Here is a 13,820-nt window from a genome sequence, read left to right as displayed (position 1 = left end):
TTTTTACCTCCACTTGACGCAGTACATGACCGCCGTGTTCACGGGCCGGGTCTCGTTGCCCCGGGCACGGCCGTAGTAGGGGTCGGCGTCCAGCGAACCGACGTTCTTGTCGGTGGTATGCGTGAAGTCCGTGGTGCCGTAGTTGTACGGACCATTGTCCCAAGCCTGGCAGTCCACCACTCCGGTGCCGCCACCGGCCGTGCCCACCACGCCGCCGATGGGATGGCAGTGCTTCTTCATGATGTCGGCCTGGGTGGAGCCCACGTGGTCGCCTCCCGTTCGCACGGCCGCATCGGGATCCAGCCCGCGCCCATGGTCCCAGCCGCGCAGAAACTGGCCGCGCAGGTCGGGCAGCTTGAAGTTGGAGGGGCTTGCGGCCAGACCGAAGGCGTTGCCTATGGCGGCGTACAAGCTCTGGTAGTCGGCGATGGAAAGCTCGGAGCCGTTGCACTCCAGCCAGTTGCTCCCCGTGGGCAGGGTCTCCAGGCCGAAGGGGGCGATCATGCCGATGGGCAGGTCTGCCAGGGTACCGGGAAGCTGCCCGGCCTGGATCTTTCCCGAGGCGTCCAGGCGAGGCACTCCGCTCGGCTGGTCGTACTCGGACTGGTTGATCTTCAGGGACAGGACGGCCTGAATCTGGTTGAGCCCGTCGAAGGCTCCGGTCAGGTCGGCGTCCAGGTCCAGGACCGCCTGCTTGACCGAATCCCCCGAGGGAGAAGCGTCGATTACTGTGGTTCGCGTATAAGCCATGGTCTCTCCTTGCCAGGTGAGCGCAATAATACGCAGAGACCGATGGATTTCACCCCACATAGCGCTATGTGGGTAAAAAGTTGAAATTATTTTTGTGAACTGAAAAGAAGCTATTTCAGGGCATTAAGCAGAAACAACGGGATCAGGAGAGCGGATCGGGGGAGAGCCGCCGGTAACAGGCGGCCTGAAGGCAGGCAAAACACCCCATCTGGGCGGGCAGGCCCACCACGATGGTCAGGAATTCGAGCAGACCCTGGGGACCGTCGGGAAAGACCATCCCCACCATCCATCCGGCAAAGGCGCTCACTCCCAGGGTGTAGGCCCCGGAGGCGAGACCAAGCAGGGCCAGCCGCCCTCGGCAGCCTCGAGCCATGGCCGTGGAGACTCGCCAGGAGCCGCGAGCGTGCAGGGAAAGGCCGGTCAGGTAGAGAAACAGGCTCCTGGCCATGGCCGCCTGGGCGGCCAGGAAGGCCAGAACCAGCGAGAGGGCGGCCCAGTCCGCCTCCGGCATGCCCTCCGGAGACAAGGCGTCCAGGACCAGCCACACTGCCGTAGCGGGCAGGACGCCCACGGCCGCCGCAACGGCCAAGCCGCGCGCGTAGCGCCAGGTGCCGGAGGGGAAAGTCAGGGCTGCTCGGACGGAAGGTGGCTCGCCGGGCCAAAGGATCAACCGGTGCACCCGCACGCAGAAGGCGCAGAACGCGACGGCGAAATAAAGGAGAAACGCCGCCGGGGCGCCCAGGTACACGGCCGGGATGTCCGGAAACAGAGCCACGGCGGCCGTGGCCGCCAGCCCCGCTGCGGTGACGGGGGCGCTCCAGGCGAAGAGCCGGAGCGAATGCCTGGCCGAGAGGGCCAACGCCTCGGCGAAGGTGGACAGCACTGCAAGCCGCCCGGGCGGCAGGCACGGCCCGCCGCCGCTCACGCGGCGTCTTCCCCGGAAGTTTCGGACCCGGACAGGCCCTGGCGCAGCCGCCGGTAGATGACCGCCCCGGCCGCCGAGGAAACGATGAGAGTGGCGAAACCGAGCAGGTAGCTCGCCGGGATGAACCACCAGCCCTCGGACGCGGACTTCCACCAATCCCAATCTCCCCCCACGTACGACAAGGCGTTGAGGGCGTGCTCCGGGGCCCAGACCACGGCCATCACCGCCACCATGCGCCAACGCGCCTTGCGGGCCAGGGCCATGAACGGCCCGGATTGGAAGAGGAGCCCCTTGCCCCCCAGGGCCACGTCGGGGAACGCCAGGATCACCCGGGGCGCGAGCACGGCGTAGAGAAGTCCCAACAGGACGATCATGCCCGCCGCCGGGGCCAGCGTCCGGACCAGCTCCGGGGCGGACCCGGCGAAGCCGCTCTTGAGAAGCGGCGCGAAGAGCATCACCGCAATCATCACCCCCGGCCCGAGCACGGCCACGAACAGGCACATGACCCGGATGTAGGCCCACAGGTAGGTCCAGGTCCGGCCCTGAATGAGCTCCAGCCCGTAGAAGCGGCCCGGGGATTCATCCAGCAGATATTTGCGGTACACCCTGAGTTCCAGGGGCACCCTGATCCACAAGAGGACGCAGCCCAGAAGCATCAGCAGGGGCAGGAAACCCGGCGCGGCCTCGCTGGGATCGGCCGACGCGGGCAGCAGGTAGTGAAAGGCCAGGCCGTAGCCCAGGGGCGCGAGCGCCCACGTGGCTATGGACCGGATATTGGCGGCCGTGAAGGCCAGGCTTTCAGCCACCACGGCCAGCGGCGAAAAGCTCCAGGGAGCACGAAGGCTCTCCCCCATGTGTCAGCTCCTTTGCAACGCGCGGCCGGCCGGAACATCCGGACAGCCGGGCGCGAGGCGTGCGGGTTGCGGTTTCACGACGGATGGGAATCGTGGCCGGACGGGCTCACGCTCCGCCCGTGCCGGGGAAATCCCCGGGCTCGTCCGGGGCGGCATTCCGGACGGCGGGCGTTCCGGACGAACCGGAGGTGCCGGAGGGCTGGTTCCCCGGGACGGGCTCTGCTCCGCGCGGGTCCGGCAGGCCGGCCAGGATGCGGTAGGCCACTGCAGGCACCGCCGTGGCTGTCACGTAGCTGAAGAAGCTGAGCAGTATCTGCACGGGGACGAAGGCCAGCCGCACCATGCCGGACTTCTGCGCCCCCATGGCCGAGGCCGCGAATTCCACCACCTGCCCGAGCACGCCGAAAAGCGCGGCGGTCAGGAAGACGCACGCGAACAGGCGCAATTTCCGGTGCGCGCCCAGGTTGTAGGCCCTGCCCAGCGACGGTTCGCGCTCCAGCGCAGCCGCCGGGTAGACCAGATTGAGCGGCGAGGTCAGGATGAAGAAGGCCAGCACGAGCACCACAGTGAGGGCCACTGCCAGGACGACCCTGGAAGAGTTGCCGTCCTGCGTGCCGGAGTGCGCCACCAGGAGCACCGGCAGGGCCGAGATCGCGATCCCAGCGAGCTGAATGAAGCCGACGATGATGGCGTAGGCCAGATATCTGAGGCCCACGGACGAAAACATGGTTTCCAGGTAGCCCACGGGCTCGACGCGCCCGGCCACGGCCAGCTGGTTGACCCGGATGGCGTAGGGGGTCCAGGCCACCAGGCAGAATATGGCGGCCGGGAGAAATCCCATCCACCAGTAGGGGAATCCCGCTCCGCCCGGAGGCTGCAACCACAGCCCCAGGCCGAAAGCGGCCCCCAGGGCAGCGGCGGACAGAAAGAATGGGATGAGCGCCCATTTGGAGAGCGCCCCGATATGCAGGCCGAAGACGGCCATGGCCTGGCCGATGGTGGAGAAAACGGGAAGATTGGGCATCTACGTCCGCCGGGTTCCGGTGTGGGGATTTTACGCATGGTGACGAAAATCCCCCGCCGCGTCAAACCCGGCGGAATATCTCTCGGCAGGCGATCATTGGCCGTAGAATTTCTTGCGGCGTTCCTTGGCCTTTTCCAGGAAGGCCGTGAACTTGTCCTGCTGCTCCGGTTCCAGCAGAGGCCGTATGCGCTCGGCTCCTGCCTTGAGGGCCACGTCCTCCCCCGAGATGCAGGGGATGCGCGACTCGCGTATGCGGGCCAGGGTGTCCTCGATGATGGGCCGGATCTCTTGCTTCTGTTTGTCGGAAAGCTTGAGGGCGAAATCCATGCGTTCCAGGAAGAAGCCCGCCGCACCCAGCTTGTCCATCCTGACGAGGGGGGCCAGACGCATCTTGCCGTAGAAGGCCATGGACACGCCTCCGGTCAGGAGTCCGGCCAGAAAGATTCCGATCGCCGCGAAAACGAGCCTGCGCTTGTTCATCTCCTCTCCTAGAACCCGGCCCAGGGATGCCCTGAGACCAGAAGGGACAACTCGGCGGTGTAGCCCGCCTGCCACAGCCATATCCAGGCCAGGCCGAGCCCCAGCGACGCCGCGCCGCCGCCCGCCATGAGCGGAACCGCCACCCGGCGCACGAACCAGCCGTCCAGGGCCTGTTCGGCGCGTTCACGCACGTGGGCCATCACCCGTCCGGCGAACCCGGGCGGAACGGCCGCCACGGGCCTTGAAGACACCACCTTGGCGCAGATGCGGTCCAACCTTTCCTTCATGGCCTCACTCCCTGACCCAGCAGGCTTTCGCACTTGCGGGCCATTTTCTTGCGGGCGCGGTGCAAGCGCACCTTCACCTTGGATTCGCCCCAACCCAGCATCTCGCCGATCTCGGCCACGTCGTATTCCTCGGCGTAGTAGAGCTCCAGGGCGATGCGGTCCTCCGGGCTCACTTCCTCCATCAGGGTCTCCACCAGCTTGGCGGCCTCCCTACGTTCGGTCATCTCCTCGAAGCGCCGGGAGGAATCCTCCAGCATGGCGTCTTCCAGCCAGGCCAGCTCCTCGGGGCTGGAGAAGTCCACGCCGCGCTCGGCCCGCCTGGAGTTCTCCCGCCAGAAGTCCGCCGAACGCCGCAGCGCTATGGAGGACAGCCAGGCCTTGAACCGTTCGGGCTCGCGCAGCTTGGAGAGGTTCTGGTAGGCGTCCAGCAGGGCCTCCTGGGCCGCCTCGGCCACTTCGCTGCGGGGCAGGTGGCGCGACAACAGGCGGAAGAGATGCTCCTGATGCGCGCGCACCAGCACCTCGAACGCTTCCGTATCTCCAGCCAGGACGCGCGCTACCGCTTTCGCGTCCCCCGAGGGGGTCATGCCCACGTGAGCCTCCGCCCAGTGTGTCGCCGCCGGTGCCCCCGGCGGTTACAGGAGGAAGTCGAAAAAAAATGGAAGCCCCCGCTCGGTCAGGATTCGTCCTTGACCGGCGCCTGGGCGGCCATGCCCCATTTGGCCCGCAAGTGCACGCGCCTAAGCGGCCTGACCAAGGCGAACACGGCGTGGCGCTTGGCGCGCAGTTCCTCGCGGGCGGCCTCGCGCTGGGCCTCCTCGCTGCCCTTGGGCTTGTACTTCACCTTGGCGCTCTGGAAGGCCACGGTGATCTTGTTCTCCTGCAGGAGCTGGTCGATGTCCGCGGCCAGCTCGGACTCCACGCGGTACTTGTCGCGGAAGTCGGCGATCCAGACGTAGAGTTCGAAGTCGAGACCCATCTTGCCGAACTGGCGCAGCATCACCGACGGTTCCGGATCCCTCAGCACCAGCTCGTTGGCCAGGGCGGCCTGCTCGAGGATCTTGCGCACCTTCTTGATCTTGGTGCCGGGCACCACGCTTACCGGTATGGTCAGGCGGATGCGCTTGTCCTGGTAGCTCCAGTTGATGATCTCGCCCTTGAGGAAGCTGGAGTTGGGGATGATGACCATGGAGTTGTCCAGGGTGCGCACGGTGGTGTTGCGCACGGACACGGCCACCACCTCGCCCAGGGTCTTGCCGGTCTGGACCACGTCCCCCTTCTTGATGGAGCCGCCAAACAGGATGATCAGGCCAGAAACGAAGTTGTTGATGATGTCCTTGAGCCCGAAGCCCACGCCCACGGACAGGCCCGAGGCGATCCAGGTGAGGCCGGTGAGCGGCAGCCCCAGGATGTGCAGCACCGCCAGCAGGAACGTAAGCCAGGTGACGTAGGAGAGAAGCGTGGAGAGGGTGTGGGCCAGGGCCTGGTCCAGGGCCTTGCCCGAGAAGGTGGCCCGGTCGAGCCCGGCCGGAACCCAGGCCAGCATGAGCCTGGCCGCGAAAAACATCAGCGCCATGACGGCCACCGCGTCCAGGGACACCTTGACCGGGCCGAGCGAGACCTCCAGGGCGAACACGTAATCCAGGAACCCTGGTCCGCCCATGAAGATGAGCACCCAGCTCAGGTAGGTGACGTAGAGCACGGTCACGGCCAGGGGGTAGACGTAGCCGGTCCAGATGCCGCCCAGCTCCTGCAGCCAGGCCTTGAGGGAACCCGCTGCCGCCCGCGTGAGCGTGAACATGAACCATGCCTGGGCCAGCACCACGGCCTGGGGGCCGAAGCCTGAAAGAGCGGCCAGGGAGAGCGCGGCGAGCGCGGCGCCGGTGCCCCGCGCTCCGGCCCTCCAGCGGTTCCATGCCGCCAGGGCCAGAAGGGGCGCGCCGCCCACGCAGAGCATCTCCGCCGGGATGTCGGCGGCCTGAGCCAGGCACCCGGCCACGTACAGGAGCAGCAGGAAGTCCAGTTGATTCCCCGCCTGCCTGTGCCGCACCAGGAGCACCGCTCCCCATGCCGCCACGCTGACCAACGCCAGGTTCAGCATGTGGCTCGCCGTGTAGGGGACCTCGAGCGTGACCAGGTACAGGGACACCCCAAACGACAGAAGCGGCCAGCCCAGACGCACGCGCCGCTCCTGTGAAACGCCCATGCGCCGCGCCGCGCCGGCTCCGGCAAAATACAGGAGCAGCCAGGCAGGCAGGCCGAACAAGGCGAGCTCAGTCCATTCGGTCCAGGCCAGCACCGGCAGGAGGAAACGGGGATAGTCCTCCCGCCAGGCGCCGGCCTGGTTCTTGAGCAGGGCGATTCCGTACCCGTCCAGGGGGGGATGGGTGCGCCGGAAATAGTGCTCGGTCAGCACGCGTATGTAGTCGGTCCTGAACTCGCCGCGCAGGCTGTCCAGGTTCTGGCGGAACTGGGCGAACTGGCCGATCTGGGCGTCCACTTCAGACTTGATCTCGTCCACGTCCTTCTTGATGGCCTTGAGCTTCGCCGTGGCCGGGGCAAGGGCGGCGATGGTCTCGTCGTTGTACTCGTTCTCGGGGCCTTTGCGCCTGATTTCCTTGAGGGTGGCGTTGTCCTCCTTGATGCGCGAGAGGTGCGCCCTGGCAAGGTCCAGGTAGTGTCCGCTCAGTTCGAAATCCCGCCTGATGCCGGAGGTGTGGGCCACGAGGGTCCGCAGGGCCCAGGGGGTTCTCCCGGCCACCCCGCGCAGGATCGACACCTGCGTGAGCTTGTTGTCCATGCGGGCCAGGCTCTGCTGGGCTTTGGCCATGATGTTCGGCAACTCCGCGCGTATGGCCTCCACCTCCTCGGCGCGGCGGTCTAGGTCGCGCTCGATGCCCTTGAGGACCTCCCTCCAGGCCACGCCGCCCTGGGCCAGGCAGGGGACGGCCCCGGCCAGAAAGACGCAGGCAGTGAGAACGGCAACGCTCAAGCGCCTCATGATCACCTCCAGTCCTTGATGGAGTCCAACATCGGCACGGGCCTGTCCATGAAACGGACGCGGAAGTCGTTCCCGGCGGGCCCCGTGAGGCCGAGCGGGAAATCGGCGGCGGGCAGTTCCACCGTGCCCACGGATCGCGCGTCCAGCGACGCCTCCAGCCACATGCGGTCGGCCGCGCGCGCGTGGGACCAGAGCTGCGCGTCCTCGCCGGAGAGCTCCACCTTGAGCATGAAATGATTCACCGGCCTGGAAAAGTCCAGCACCGCGGCGTGCTTTGCGAACATCTGGCTCCAGGAGGCCAGCCCGCGCCCGGTGAATTCCTCCAGGGGAGTGAAGGTCTGCCCCTCGTCGGTGGAATACGACAGGCGCACCACGTTTTTCCCGTCCGGGGAGCCCACCACGCGCGGATACCATTCCAGGCGCACCCGGCGCACGGGCAGAGCCGACACGAACCGGGCCGTGAACGAGCAGGGGCGTTCCTCCCGGCAGGTCAGGCCGCCGTCGTTGTCGGCGTCGGGGGAGGGTCGCAGGTTGTCCTGGGAGTCGAAGTCCAGGCCGGCGTAAGCCCCCTTGGAGAAGTCCGGCGACCAGATAAGCCTGCCCTCGCCGCCCGGGTTCAACATGAGCACCGAGCCGCGCGGCGCGGCCACGGGGATGGCCAACCTGGAACCCGCCACGGCAAGCTCCGGCGCGTTCAGGCGCCCCGCGAGCACCACTCCCCGGGCCGTGAACGCGGTCCGGTTCGAGACGTCCCGCCGCGGCAGGGCGTCGGAAAACGCCAGCGGCGGATCATAGAACTCGGCGGCCACCGCTCCCGAGGAGTCCCGCAGTCGGTACACCGGGGCCAAACTCGGATGTTCCCGGCGGAAGCGGTCCAGGTCGTCCGGGGTTCCCAGGGATGTTCCCGGGGCGGACAGGCCCGCGACGGCCCCCTGGCCGGGAGCGAAGGCGTAGAGCCCATCCAGGCTGGCCGCGCCCGGCCGCCAGGGCCGCACGCGCCCGTTGGCCATGAGGGTCTCGAGTTCCAGCGCCGGCGGATCCGGCCGGGGAGCGCTTCCGGGCTCGCACCGCACATCGAGCTGGAAATCGTCCACGAAGAGGTAGCCTTCCTCCTTGCCGGGCGTGATGGAGAGGCGCACGGAGAATTCCCGCCCCCCGCCGGCGAACCCGGTCAGGTCCCAGGTCTTGGCCTCCCTGGCGCAGGCACCGTAGATGGGTATCTCCTCCAGGGGCTCGCAGGGCTGGCGGGACAGGGTTCCGTCCTTCGCGAGAAAGTCGTCCAGGGAGATCGCCCCCGCCTCTCGCAGGGACTCCGGGGACGCGCCCGCCGCGAGGCCGATCCTGGCTTCGGTGCGGCTGGACGGATGCCTCTTGTAGAGCACGCCCGTGACCTTGGCCGAGATGGACCGGACCCGGACGCCCTCGGGCAGAACGAACCGGTAGACCGCCTCGCCGGGCCTGGACCAGTCCGAGGGCAGGAGCACGCCGAGCCGCCGGTCCGTGGAGGCGTTTCGCAGCGAGTGCGCGTCCCGGCGCAGCGCAAGCCCGGAGAAGTCGTCGGAGTAGCGGAAGCGCCCCTGGCTGTCCGGCGTCACGGCCAGCGGGGAACGACCAAGTTCACCCCGCAGGCTGAGCTGCGTGCCGAAGGGGCCGAGCGTGAAGCTCTCGCGCCAGAGGTCCGGCTCCGGAAACCCGGCAATGCGCGAGTCCAGGGAGTTCTCCAGGGTCAGCACGCGGTGGTAGCCCGGGGCGGCCCTCTCGCCGGAAGAGGTGAACACCCCGGGGAGATACCAGTTCATGGCGAAGCGTTTCGTGGCCCGTTTCCAACCCTGCACGTCCAGGGAGTCCGCATCGCCCGCATGGGCGTACAGCCAGTAGGCCACGTCGCGGTCGTAGCTGATAGAGCGGGCGTAGTATTCGGGCAGGCGCAAGAGGCCCGGGGCGCTGGCCCACACGCACAGGAGGCCGCCCAGGGCCAGCCCGGCGGCCCTCTCGAACCGCTCGGGAAGGAGCCTCGGCAGGGCGTCGGCCCCCAGGCCCGCCGCCAGGACCAGAAAGCCGAACACGTTGTAGAAGTGGCGCGTGGACAGCGCCTCGCTCATTTCGGAGCGGCTGGTCAGGAGGGTGGCCGCGGGAAGCCCGGTCCACAGCGCCAGCAAAGCGAGTTCCCTGAAGCGGCGCACGGCCAGGGCCGCCACGCAGCCGGCCAGGGCCAGAAGCGGCAGACCGGCCCATCCCCAGGCCGGGGTCTCGAACACGTGGCTGACGAACCCGCCCGCGAACTCGAGGACCTTGGCGAGACTCATCCTGGCCATGGGGTCCGCTCCGGGATTGTAAAACATCTCCCGGATGAAGCCCACGGCCGGGACCCAGGGCAGGCACAGGGCGGACACGCCCAGGCAGGCCCAGGCGAAATGCCGGACGCGGCGCTGCCAGCCGGGCGCGCGGGCGATCGCCTCACCCGTCAGCACCGCCCCGGCGAAGGCGATCTGGGCGGCCAGGCTCGGAATTCCCAGGAAGGACGAATAGACCATGGCCGCGGCGCAGGGGACGAAGGCCCACCACAGGCGCGACCGCCCCCGGCACACGGCCTGGTAGAGAAAGTGCAGCGCCCAGACGGACGCGCCAAAATAGACGCCGTAGGTCTTGATGGACCTGGCCGCATCGATGGAAAAGAGCGACAGCGCCGCAAGCAGGGCCGAGAAAAGGCCGGCCCTCGCCCCGAACAGCCCTGCTCCCAGGCGGAAGAGGCCCACGATCGACAGCATCACCGCCGCGAAGCTGACCAGCCTCGCCGCCAGGCTCGTCCGGGACACGGCTAGGGCCGCATGGACGAGGGCGTACTGGAGCGGGGGCTGGTAGTCGTGGAAGGTCTCGGTGGGGCCGGAATACATCTGGGCGTGGAACATCCCGGCAAGCGGCATGAGCCCGCGGCTCAGGTTGAAGTAGTCGTCCTCCCACAGGGCTGCCCGGTCCAGCTGCCAGAGGCGCAGGCCCGCCGCCACGGCCAGCACGGCCACGAGCAGCAGAACGGACGTCTTCACGCTGAAATCTTTGCGATTCATATGCCCCGAGCTGTGACAAAGCCCGGCGGCGTTGTCAAAGCCTCTTGCCAGGGGGCCGCCCCGGGCTTAACCAATGCGGCGGGAGAGAGTCCGTAATGTCCTTGAGCAGCAATCTCGACCTTCTCGAAGCCATCGACGCCGGCATCCTGGTGGTGGACGTCGCGAGCTACGTCATCGAACATGCCAATCCCAAGGCATTGGAGCTTCTGGGACGCGCCGAGGGGGAGGTGGTGGGCCGGGCCTGCCACGGGCTGGAATGCCTTTGCGAGCCCGAGAAGTTCCCGCCCATGGACCTGACGGCCCAGCTCCCGCCCCAGGAGCGCATGCTCCAGGGGGCCGAAGGCACGCGCATGCCCGTGCTCATCTCGGTGCGGCCCCTGGACACCCCCAAGGGCCTCAAGAGCATCATCACCTTCACCGACCTCACCCCGCTCAAGCAGGCCGAGCGCAAGTATGCCTCCTTCTTCAAGAACGCCGTGGAGGGCGTGTTCCAGTCCACGGCGGACGGGCGCTTCATGGCCGTGAACCCGGCCCTGTGCGACATCCTGGGCTACGCCAGCCCGGAAGAGCTCATAGGTTCCCTCACCGACCTGCGCACCCAGCTCTACGTGGACCCTGCCGATCGCGACTACCTTCTGAACCAGCTGGAGGCCCAGGGACGCATCACCGGCTTCGAGACCCGCTTCCGGCGCAAGGACGGCGGGGTGCGCTGGATCAACACCAGCGCGCGCCAGGTGCGCGACCACAACGGCAGGCTTTTGTACATCGAAGGCCTGAACATCGACATCACCGAACGCAAACGCGCCGAGGAGGCTTTGCGGGAAGCGGAGACGTCGCTCCGGGAATCCGAGGAAAAGTTCCGGCGCACCTTCGACCAGTCCCCCATCGGGGCGGCCATGCTCTCCCTGGACTGGACCTTCATCCGGGCCAACGAGACTTTCTGCCGCATCACCGGCTACGAGGAGGAGGAACTCCTCGGCAAGAACATCATCATCCTCTCCCACCCCGACGACGTGGAGGGAGCCCTGGACCGCTCGGCCAAGCTGCGCGGCGGGATGATAGAACACTACGAGCTCGACAAGCGCTACATCCACAAGAGCGGCAAGGTGGTCTGGGTGCACCTCTCGGCGGGGCTGTTGCGCGACGCCTCCGGCAACCCCAGCTACTACCTGCCCATGGTGCAGGACATCACCGAGCGCAAGGAGGCCGAGGACAAGCTGGCACGCACCCAGGCCCGGCTCCAGGCCCTGCTCACCAGCTCTCCGGCGGTGATATACTCCCGCCGCCCCGTGGGCGAGCTGGAACTGACCTTCATCTCCGACAACGTGGAGGACCTGACAGGCTTCACCCCCGACGATTTCATCAAGGACCACGGCTTTTGGCTCTCGCGCCTGAACGCCGACGACGCCCCCATCATGGAGGCCGAGCTGCGCCTGCAGCTGGCCATGGGCCAGGGCACCCGCGAATACCGCTTCATCAACGCCCAGGGCCTAACCCGCTGGATACGCGACCAGTTCCGCCTGGTGCTCGACGACCTGGGACGCCCGGCCGAGATCGTGGGCTACCTGACCGACGTCACGGCGCGGCGCCTCATCAAGGAGGCGCTCGAATCCAGCGAGGCGCGCTACCGGGCCATCGTCGAGGACCAGACCGAGCTGGTCTGCCGCTTCCGCCCCGACGGCACCATCACTTTCGCCAACGCCGCCGTGGCCAGGTATTTCGGCAAGTCCAAGGAGGAGCTCCTGGGTTCGGTCTACATGGCCGGGCTGCCTCCGGACGAGGCCGAACTGCTGGAGCGCCACCTGAAATCCCTGTCGCCGTCCAACCCAGTAGGAGCCATCGAGTTCAAGCTGGACACCCCAGGCGGCGAGGAGCGCTGGCTGGCCCGCAACGACCACGCCCTCTTCGACCATCAGGGCAGGCTGATGGAATACCAGTCCGTGGGCCGCGACATCACCGAGCGGGTCATGGCCGAGCGGGCCTACGAGAAGGTCATGGACGAGAAGGAGCGCCTGCGCCTGAACCTTGAGGCCGTGTTCCGCTCCATCCCGGACGCCATCATCGTGGTGGACACCGAGATGAACGTGCTCCAGACCAACCGGGCCCTCTCCGAACTGTGCTGCATCGGCTGCGAGTCCGCCCACGGCAAGCATCTGCACTTGGTGGCCGGGCACTGCAAGCGGGCCTGCTTCGAGGTGATCTCCACCACCCTCAAGACCCGCGAGCCGGTGCAGGAGTACCGGGTGGAGTGCAAGGGCAACCGGCCGGGCCAGACCGTGGTCATCAACTCCTCCCCGCTCCTGGACCCGGAAAACAACTTCGTGGGCGCGGTGCTGGTCATACGAGACATCACCCGCCTGGCCGACCTGGAGAAGCGCCTCACCGACCTGCACGGCCACCGGGGGCTCATCGGCAAGTCCAAGGTGATGCGCTCCATCTACGCGGTGCTGGACCAGCTCTCCGAGGTGGAGTCCACGGTGCTGGTCACGGGCGAATCCGGCACCGGCAAGGAGCTGGTGGCCGAGGCCCTGCACTACGGCGGCCCCAGGGCCAAGAGCCCCCTCATCAAGGTGAACTGCTCGGCCCTGTCCGAAAGCCTTTTGGAGAGCGAGCTCTTCGGGCACGTGCGCGGGGCCTTCACAGGGGCCATCCGCGACAAGGTGGGACGCTTCGAGGCTGCTGAGGGCGGCACCATCTTCCTGGACGAAATCGGGGACATCTCCCCGCGCATCCAGCTGAACCTCCTGCGGGTGCTGGAGCGCAAGGAGTTCGAGCGGGTGGGCGACTCCAAGACACGCCGGGCCAACGTGCGCGTCATCGCGGCCACCAACGTGGACATGCTGGAGAAAATCCGCCAGGGCCTCTTCCGGGAGGACCTCTACTACCGCCTCAAGGTCATGGTGATCCACGTGCCGCCGCTGCGCGAGCGCACCGAGGACATCCCGCTTCTGTGCGAGCACTTCCTGGGGCTCTTCAGGGCGAGCTTCGGCAAGCACATCGCCCGGGTGGGCGAGGAGGTCATGCGCATCTTCATGACCTACCCCTGGCCCGGCAACGTGCGCGAGTTGCGTTCCGCGCTGGAGCACGCCAGCATCCTGTGCCCGGGCGGGGAAATCCTGCCCGCCCACCTGCCCCCGGAGCTCACGCGAGGTCCGGCCCCGCGCCTTGCTGTCCCCCAGCGCCACGCCAGCCCCGCCCCGGAGCGTTTCCTCCAACGGGGGCTCTCGCGCGAGGACATCCTGGAGGCCCTGGAGCGCTCGGCCAACAACCGGGCCAAGGCCGCGCGCCTTCTGGGCGTGGACCGGCGCACGCTCTACCGCAACATGGAAAAGTTCGCCATCCAGTAGCCTGGTTTTCCCTGCCCCACGCCGTGCCCCACGGGGGCGCGACGGCCTGAAAATGCGCCGCAGGAACTCCTCAGGCGGCCTTCCGGC

Annotated in this window: 10 protein-coding genes; 1 reads left to right on the top strand and 9 read right to left on the bottom strand. The window is 67.5% G+C overall.

All coding sequences use genetic code 11. The features are described from left to right. Window positions 1–3: 3 nt before the first annotated feature. The 9 genes from ML540_RS03715 to ML540_RS03675 form a co-directional block, all read right to left on the bottom strand. On the bottom strand, window positions 4–750 hold the full coding sequence (locus tag ML540_RS03715; RefSeq protein WP_243358607.1) for a phage tail protein: 747 nt from the start codon (window positions 748–750) through the stop codon (window positions 4–6). A gap of 142 nt (window positions 751–892) precedes the next feature. Then, on the bottom strand, window positions 893–1,675 hold the full coding sequence (locus ML540_RS03710) for a hypothetical protein (protein ID WP_243358606.1): 783 nt from the start codon (window positions 1,673–1,675) through the stop codon (window positions 893–895). Beyond that, window positions 1,672–2,529 (bottom strand): hypothetical protein, encoded by an 858-nt coding sequence (locus ML540_RS03705; RefSeq protein WP_243358605.1) that lies wholly within the window; start codon window positions 2,527–2,529, stop codon window positions 1,672–1,674. The genes ML540_RS03710 and ML540_RS03705 overlap by 4 nt, the downstream gene beginning before the upstream one ends. Before the next feature lie 106 nt (window positions 2,530–2,635). Beyond that, entirely contained in the window at window positions 2,636–3,553 is a 918-nt protein-coding gene (locus ML540_RS03700; protein ID WP_243358604.1) for a hypothetical protein, read from the bottom strand. Between the two features lie 93 nt (window positions 3,554–3,646). Continuing rightward, window positions 3,647–4,033 (bottom strand): hypothetical protein, encoded by a 387-nt coding sequence (locus ML540_RS03695; protein ID WP_243358603.1) that lies wholly within the window; start codon window positions 4,031–4,033, stop codon window positions 3,647–3,649. Between the two features lie 8 nt (window positions 4,034–4,041). Continuing rightward, the gene (locus ML540_RS03690; RefSeq protein ID WP_243358602.1) at window positions 4,042–4,320 is read right to left on the bottom strand and encodes a hypothetical protein; all 279 of its coding nucleotides are present in this window, start codon (window positions 4,318–4,320) and stop codon (window positions 4,042–4,044) included. Beyond that, a complete protein-coding gene (locus ML540_RS03685; protein ID WP_243359643.1) occupies window positions 4,317–4,907 on the bottom strand; it encodes an RNA polymerase sigma factor in 591 nt (196 codons plus the stop codon). The genes ML540_RS03690 and ML540_RS03685 overlap by 4 nt, the downstream gene beginning before the upstream one ends. Before the next feature lie 89 nt (window positions 4,908–4,996). Further along, window positions 4,997–7,321: a mechanosensitive ion channel domain-containing protein gene (locus ML540_RS03680; RefSeq protein ID WP_243358601.1), complete on the bottom strand. Its 2,325-nt coding sequence runs from the start codon at window positions 7,319–7,321 to the stop codon at window positions 4,997–4,999. A 2-nt stretch (window positions 7,322–7,323) separates the two neighbouring features. Further along, a complete protein-coding gene (locus tag ML540_RS03675; protein WP_243358600.1) occupies window positions 7,324–10,365 on the bottom strand; it encodes a glycosyltransferase family 39 protein in 3,042 nt (1,013 codons plus the stop codon). Window positions 10,366–10,481: 116 nt separating this feature from the next. On the opposite strand from ML540_RS03675, the gene ML540_RS03670 reads away from it, so the two are divergent. Beyond that, on the top strand, window positions 10,482–13,733 hold the full coding sequence (locus ML540_RS03670) for a PAS domain S-box protein (RefSeq protein ID WP_243358599.1): 3,252 nt from the start codon (window positions 10,482–10,484) through the stop codon (window positions 13,731–13,733). Window positions 13,734–13,820 lie beyond the last annotated feature (87 nt).

The sequence above is a fragment of the Fundidesulfovibrio terrae genome, from assembly GCF_022808915.1.
Classification (GTDB): domain Bacteria; phylum Desulfobacterota; class Desulfovibrionia; order Desulfovibrionales; family Desulfovibrionaceae; genus Fundidesulfovibrio; species Fundidesulfovibrio terrae.
This window is presented reverse-complemented; position numbering and strand designations above follow the sequence as displayed.